Here is a 7,792-nt window from a genome sequence, read left to right as displayed (position 1 = left end):
TTGCAAAACTGTTTGATACGTTTTTTAGAATATAAATAATTTATGCTTAAAGGTGTGATTAACAGTGCCAGCCAAAACAACACCGAACTTCTAAAGGTTAGCCCCACAAGCGAAGCAACTACCAGCCCCGTTAACATTAAAATAGGTAAATTGGCGATAAAAAAGTTAATGCTTAGTTGTCTAGCAACGTCAGGATTAATAGTTTTCATAAGGGCTACTCGCTGTTAAAAAATACCCTTATAAAATGGACGGTTTTACAAAATGAATCAAATCTGATTTTTCTATCGGTGCAATCGATTTAAAACCATGATCTAGATCTAGCTTTATTTATATTCAACTCCTATAGTTTTAAACAACAGGAACTTATTTGCTATTAGTTATTCATAACTATTAGAAAATCTCTCTTTATGACGAAAGGGATAAAAGCGACTTTTTAGCGTTTCGTCATATTTTTAGCTTATGAGGAGCATATAATGAGTAATGGAAAAACGGGCCAATGCCCGGTAATGCATGGTAGTAACACTGTCACTGCTCAATCAAATACTGACTGGTGGCCAAACGCGCTCAATTTCGACATTCTTCATCAACACGACAGCAAAACGAATCCTTACGGCAAAGACTTTAATTACGCAGAAGCTTTCAAATCTCTTGACCTTGAAGCCGTTAAAACCGATTTAAAAAATCTAATGACCGAAAGCCAAGAATGGTGGCCGGCTGACTGGGGCCATTACGGTGGTTTAATGATCCGTATGGCATGGCACTCAGCGGGTTCATACCGTTTAGAAGATGGCCGTGGTGGCGGTGGTACAGGTAACCAACGTTTTGCGCCATTAAATTCGTGGCCAGATAACGCTAACTTAGACAAAGCACGTCGCTTACTTTGGCCAATCAAAAAGAAATACGGTAACAAGCTTTCTTGGGCAGATTTAATGATCTTAGCCGGTAATATGGCATATGAATCAATGGGTTTAAAAACCTTTGGCTTTGCCGGTGGCCGCGAAGATATTTGGCACCCAGAAAAAGACGTTTACTGGGGCGCTGAAAAAGAATGGTTAGCACCTAGTGATGAGCGCTATTCAAATGTAGCTAAACCAGACACCATGGAAAACCCATTGGCAGCGGTACAAATGGGCTTAATTTATGTAAACCCAGAAGGGGTGAATGGTAACCCAGACCCGCTTAAAACGGCAGAACAAGTTCGCGAAACATTTGCTCGTATGGCAATGGATGACGAAGAAACTGCAGCGCTTACAGTCGGTGGCCACACTGTGGGTAAAACTCATGGTAATGGTAGTGAAGAAAACGTAGGCCCAGAGCCAGAAGCAGCTGATGTATTTGAGCAAGGCCTTGGCTGGAACAACCACAATTCACGTGGTATTGGTCGCGATACCATGACGTCGGGCATCGAAGGCGCATGGACAACTCACCCAACTAAGTGGGATAACGGCTATTGCTACTTACTGCTTAACTACGAGTGGGAACTTAAGAAGAGCCCGGCAGGTGCGTGGCAGTGGGAGCCAATCGATATTAAAGAAGAAGACAAACCAGTTGATGTAGAAGATCCATCAATTCGTTTAAATCCTATTATGACCGACGCCGATATGGCGATGAAGATGGACCCAACCTATCGTAAGATTATCGAGCGTTTTAACGATGATTTTGAATACTTTAGTGATGTGTTTGCACGTGCATGGTTCAAACTAACGCACCGTGACCTAGGTCCTAAATCACGTTATTTAGGTGCCGATGTACCAAGCGAAGATCTGATCTGGCAAGATCCGATCCCAGCGGTTGATTACACCTTATCAGACAGCGAAATTAGCGAGCTTAAAACCAAGCTACTTAACTGTGGTGTAAGCCAAGCAGATTTAATCGCAACAGCATGGGATAGCGCGCGTACTTACCGTGGTTCAGACCATCGCGGTGGTGCAAATGGTGCGCGTATTCGCCTAGCACCACAAAAAGATTGGCAAGGTAATGAACCAGAGCGTTTAGCTAAAGTATTAAGCGCACTCGAGTCAGTACAAGCGGGTTTAAGTAAACCAGTAAGCCTCGCTGATTTAATTGTTCTGGGTGGCTCAGCTGCGGTTGAGCAAGCAGCAAAAGCGGCGGGTGTTGATATAACCGTGCCATTTGCGCCTGGCCGTGGTGATGCTACAGACGAGATGACAGATGCAGACTCGTTCGACGTGCTTGAGCCAATTCACGATGGATTCCGTAACTGGCTCAAAAAAGACTATGCGGATTCAGCAGAAGAGCTAATGTTAGAGCGTACGCAATTAATGGGCTTAACAGCACCAGAAATGACCGCTCTTGTTGGTGGCATGCGTGTTCTTGGTACTAATCATAACGGTACTTTACACGGTGTATTTACAGATAACGTAGGCACACTCAGTACTGACTTTTTCGTTAACCTAACCGATATGGCTAATACGTGGAAGCCACTAGGTAAAGGCTATTACGACATCATTGATCGCAGCACAGGTGTAACTAAATGGACAGCAACACGCGTTGATTTAGTGTTTGGTTCAAACTCAATCCTACGCTCATACGCAGAGTTTTACGCGCAAGACGACAACAATGAACGTTTTGTAAAAGACTTTGTCGACGCATGGGTCAAAGTAATGAACGCCGATCGCTTCGACATTTAACTTAAAATTCCGTTAAGTACAAAGGCCACACAGTTTAACTGTGTGGCCTTTTTTATTAGTTACTAGTTACGAGGGGAAAGAGTAAAGTTACGAGGTAAGAGATGCGAGGTGGCAGCGATTTTACATCGCGTCCTAGAACCCAGAACCTCGCTGATGACGCGGGATAAACCCGCTGCTACACGTAGGCGTGAAACTTGTTTCGCGCGTCTGATCGCTGAAGGCTGACAGCTGACCGATTCTATATGTTGGGTGTCGCTCCGCTCGACCCAACTTACCTGGAAAGTGAAAAGGTCGAATGCTGAGAAGGACACTCGACCTAAATAACCCCACAGATCTGCTGACATCTAACATCTGACCTCTATCGACTAAAAGCCTGCGATTTTACATCGCGTCCTTGCGCCTAGAACCTAAAGCCTAGCGCCAAGGACGCGGGATAAACCCGCTGCTACATGTCGGCGTGAAACTTGTTTCGCGCGTCTGATCTGAAGGCTGAAAGCTCTTTTACTTCTCAACCCCAAACCAATAACTATTTTGAAAAATACTCTCTTTTAACTCTCTTTCACTATAAGCATACGTGCTTTGCCAAAACAGACGATCAAAAAGGTACTTATCACCTTCTTTAGCAAGAATTTTAAAATTGAGTAATGATGAATAGGCAACTTCTTGATTTGCTAACACTTCATTTTTACAGCTAGCATAATCAACTGCACCTGGGCACTGTGACATCATTGCAAAGCTAATGCTGTTATCAGCTTCTAATTGCCAATAACTACTTGGCGTAAAGTTAGCTCTGTTTTCTAGGCCATATTGGTCAGCATAATAGAAGCTGCCTTTACCATCATCATTTATATACCAGTATATCTTCTGGTTGCCGCTGGTATAGCCTTGACGTAAGTAACTAAATAGCTGCTTATAGTCATCAAGTGTGATGGTTGAATCATCAATTACTTCCATAAATTCATATCCTAAGCGAGCTTGGCGTTCGTCTTTATTTCTTTCGCGCGCCATGATCATTTTGCCATCAGGCTGAGTGAAAAATTGTAAGCTAGTATCAAGGCCATTGCCTGTTACTTTAACGGTTTCGCCATTATTGTCTAAGTCGTAATGCCACTTAAACGAGTCAGTATTTTCAGGCGTATTAAATGTTACCGTCGCAGTATCGGCAGCAGTGATGGTGAAATATGTTGGTAAATAGCGAAACGTTAGGCCTTCACCTGTATCTGAATTTTTGTTATTCAAACGGCCTGTATATGATTTGCCTACTGTAAGCTCAGGAACCGCAATAGGGGTAAGTTTGCGCAGTGTGCTAATCGTTGTTTTTACTTGCAATGCTTCAGCAAGTTCGGCTGACTCATTAATATAATTCTGAGCACTTTCATCTTGATAAGTTAGAGCATGACGTAGTTTTAGCACTAAAAAGTCATCAAATTGGGCAATGACTTCTGCATCAACAAGATCAAGATCAAATGCGACATCTACCTCATGACCAAGGTTACTAAATTGCTTTGTGTTTTGAGTTACAACTAATGTATCACTCTCAATTTTTAATGTTTTGCCATCTAATGTCGCCGAAAATTCAGCATGAGGGAATGACGTAGTACTTCCTGAAGCCGTCGGAATAAAGCTTGCTAAAGGTACTTCAAAGTAACTTTCTTCACCTGCTGCACTTAAATAATTAACAGAGTGGAATGAGCTTTGTTCTACATCAGCGTAGTACGCAGAACTAAACTCTGTATTTGATTTATAAAGGGTAACTACCTCGCCTTTATCGGTTGAAACATTAAAAAGCTCAACACGAATAGCATCATCGCGCTTAGCCAACACTTCCATTTCAAGAAGGGCTTGTTGATTACATTCTTGCAAGCAATCAATCGCTTGGGTATTTAATGCAATCACATCAGGGTTCGACCAATCAAAACGGCTTAGCTCACCATTTTGAGCAATTACCCCGGCATCTTCAGTAGCAAATACCAGCTCTACGCTACCATCGCTTGATTGCCAATTACCCATCACTTCGCTATTGCTAAGCTCAATAGGTTGCCATGCTGCACGATTCTCGGCGACATTAACGGTTAGAGTATATTGATTACTCGCTTTACCGTCAGACACTTCCACAGTAAAAGCATGGTTAGCTACTTCGAATAAGCTTGGTTCTGCACTAAAAGTTACTTGATTACTGCTGGTGGTTACAGTCAGCCACTCTGGTTTATCAATAATCGTTGTTGTCACACTGTCGTTTTGCTCATCTTTTAAATCAACAACTAAATTAGTTGATTCAAGCGCTTTGGCTGAGAGAGTGAGTGAGCCAGAAAGCGTCGGTGCAGTATTTTGCTCTACTTTTACATTTGGCGTTTTATCTGTTGATGAACCGCCACCACAGGCTGTTAGAGCCAGAGTCAGTGCCGATACGCTGAGAAGTTTTTTCATTTAGGTCCCTTAAATTTATTGTTCTATTGAAGTCAAAGAAATTTAAGTTACCTAAAACGGGTAATTCAGTAAAGTGAATATGTAACTGAACGTAAACAAAAAAGGTGAGCTAACTTGCTCACCTTTTCTTGGAAGGGCTTATTGCGCTTGTTGCGCAACATGGTCCATATATTCGTCAAACGTGCCCTGAAAATCGATAAGCTGTTGATCTTTAATATCGATGATACGAGTCGCTAAAGACGATACAAACTCACGGTCGTGGCTTACAAAAATCAGCGTGCCTTGGTAATCTTTTAATGCATTATTGAGTGCTTCAATGGCTTCCATATCCATGTGGTTGGTTGGCTCGTCCATAATTAGCACGTTGATGTCTTGCATCATTAACTTACCAAACAATAGGCGGTTCTTTTCACCACCCGAGCAATTACGGGCTTTTTTGTTAGCGTCGTCTGCGGTAAATAATAAACGGCCTAACATAGCACGAACCATTAAATCGTTGTGCTTAGCGGTGCGCCACTGCGACATCCAATCAAATAAAGTTAAGTCGTTATCAAAGTCTTTACTGCTATCTTGCGGGCAATAACCAATGCTGGCATTTTCAGACCACTTAACCACACCTTCGTTACTTTGTAATTCATTCACTAGGCAACGTAGTAGGGTGGTTTTACCAACACCGTTTTCACCAATAACTGCAAGCTTAGCGCCGGCTTCAAGTAATAACTCACCACCGCTGAACAGAGTTTCGCCATCAAAGCCATGACCTAGCTTAGTAAGCTCTAATGCTTGGCGATACATCTTTTTGCCTTCGTCAAAACGAAGTGATGGGCTAATACGGCTTGATGCTTTTACTTCATCAAGCTTAATTTTATCCATGCGCTTAGCACGAGAGCTCGCAAGTTTTGCTTTTGATGCGTTAGCACCAAAGCGGTTTACGAACTCTTGTAGCTCGTCAATTTCGGCGCTCTTCTTTGCGTTTTCAGCAAGCAGTTGTTCGCGTTGCAAGCTTGAAGCTTCGATCCACTTTTCGTAGTTACCTGGGTAAATTCGTAGCTCACCGTAATCGATATCGGCCATGTGTGTACATACCGAGTTTAAGAAGTGACGGTCGTGCGAGATGATAATCATCGTACATTTACGCTGGTTAAGCTCGTTAGCTAGCCAAGTGATGGTGTGAATATCAAGGTTATTGGTTGGCTCATCAAGTAGTAAAATATCAGGGTTTGCAAATAGCGCTTGTGCTAAGAGCACACGAAGTTTCCAGCCCGGCGCAACGTTTGCCATTAAGCCATAATGAAACTCTTGCTCAATACCCGCTTGGATCAAAATTTCTTCCGCACGGCTTTCTGCTGTGTAGCCATCCATTTCGGCAAAAATGCTTTCAAGCTCAGCGACTTTCATGCCGTCTTCTTCACTCATTTCTGGCAGTGAGTAGATACGGTCGCGCTCTTGTTTAACTTTCCATAGTTCTGCATCACCCATGATCACCGCATCAACCACAGTGTATTGCTCAAATGCAAACTGATCTTGGCTTAGCGTGCCTAGCTTTAAACCCGGTGCAATCGACACATTGCCAGACGTTGGCACAAGCGCACCACTTAGAATTTTCATAAAGGTCGATTTGCCGCAGCCATTCGCACCAATTAAACCATAGCGGTTACCGTTACCAAACTTAGCTGAAATGTTCTCAAACAGAGGCTCTGCACCAAATTGCATGGTGATATTTGCGGTTGAAATCAACGAATTGTTCCTAGAAAAATACTGACAGGGTTATGGGCGCAGCAACTGCGAAAATAAACAAGCAATAGGGTAAATAATAGGCCGCGGATTATACAGATCAGCCCCTAATAACGCTATTAAAAAAGGAAAGTTTCAAGTTACGAGGGGAAAGAGTAAAGGGGAAAGGTGCGAGATGCGAGGTGCGAGATGCGAGATGCGTGGTGCGAGATTCGAGTCTGTAGCAGCGATTTTACATCGCGTCCTAGCGCCTAGAACCCAGATCCTAGCGCCTATGTTTCATTCGTAGGCGTGAAACTTGTTTCGCGCGTCTGACCGCTGAAGACTGAAAGCTGAAAGCTCTTTTTATGTTCGATTCGGCACTAAAGTACCTCCTACAATAACTCTTAAAGGGTTGTCATTGCAGAGAAAACATTCGAACTAACCAACCCCGCAGCACGCCTGACATCTAATATCTGACGTCTAACGACTAGAAACCAGCTATTTCATATAGCGTCCTAGCGCCTAGAGCCCAGACCCCAGACCCCAGCACCTATGTTTCATTCGTAGGCGTGAAACTTGTTTCGCGCGTCTCACCGCTGAAGACTGAAAGCTCTTTTTATGTTCGATTCGGCACTAAAGTACCTCCTACAATAACTCCTAAAGGGTTGTCATTGCAGAGAAGAGAACCCGACCTACATAAACCCGCAGCACGCCTGACATCTAATATCTGACGTCTAACGACTAGAAACCAGCTATTTCATATAGCGTCCTAGAGCCTAGCACCCAGCGCCCAGACCCCAGCACCTAGCGCCTATGTTTCATTCGTAGGCGTGAAACTTGTTTCGCGCGTCTAAGAGCTGAAGGCTGAAGGCTGAAGGCTGAAGGCTGAAGGCTGAAGGCTGAAGGCTCTTATTTATTTTTGATTCGGCACTAAAGTACCTCCTACAAGACCTCTTCCAAACAGAACAAATTACGAAAAAAACCTGAAAATATATAAA

4 protein-coding genes are annotated in these 7,792 nt (G+C 43.3%); 1 reads left to right on the top strand and 3 read right to left on the bottom strand.

The window, feature by feature from the left end; all coding sequences use genetic code 11:
* Positions 1-209, bottom strand: a 209-nt coding sequence (locus L1D51_RS19630; RefSeq protein WP_239964575.1) for a hypothetical protein, incomplete at its 3' end; no start/stop codon positions are given.
* A gap of 264 nt (positions 210-473) precedes the next feature.
* On the opposite strand from L1D51_RS19630, the gene katG reads away from it, so the two are divergent.
* Positions 474-2,651 carry a catalase/peroxidase HPI gene (katG, locus tag L1D51_RS19625; RefSeq protein WP_239964574.1) on the top strand — a complete coding sequence of 726 codons (2,178 nt, stop codon included), beginning with the start codon at positions 474-476 and terminating at the stop codon, positions 2,649-2,651.
* Positions 2,652-3,152: 501 nt separating this feature from the next.
* On the opposite strand, the gene L1D51_RS19620 is transcribed toward katG, so the two are convergent.
* Both L1D51_RS19620 and L1D51_RS19615 read right to left on the bottom strand, forming a co-directional pair.
* Positions 3,153-5,078 carry a hypothetical protein gene (locus tag L1D51_RS19620; protein WP_239964573.1) on the bottom strand — a complete coding sequence of 642 codons (1,926 nt, stop codon included), beginning with the start codon at positions 5,076-5,078 and terminating at the stop codon, positions 3,153-3,155.
* A gap of 138 nt (positions 5,079-5,216) precedes the next feature.
* Positions 5,217-6,815, bottom strand: coding sequence for an ABC-F family ATPase (locus L1D51_RS19615; RefSeq protein WP_175083617.1), 1,599 nt, complete (start codon positions 6,813-6,815; stop codon positions 5,217-5,219).
* Positions 6,816-7,792: the final 977 nt, after the last annotated feature.

This window comes from Pseudoalteromonas shioyasakiensis (genome assembly GCF_022398475.1).
Lineage (GTDB): Bacteria > Pseudomonadota > Gammaproteobacteria > Enterobacterales > Alteromonadaceae > Pseudoalteromonas.
The sequence above is the reverse complement of the archived record's forward strand: the minus strand, read 5'-3'. Positions and strand labels throughout refer to the sequence as shown.

Coding starts and splice junctions, on each gene's coding strand:
- katG (WP_239964574.1), top strand. CDS start 474: ATGAGTAATGGAAAAACGGGCCAATGCCCGGTAATGCATGGTAGTAAC.
- L1D51_RS19620 (WP_239964573.1), bottom strand. CDS start 5,078: ATGAAAAAACTTCTCAGCGTATCGGCACTGACTCTGGCTCTAACAGCC.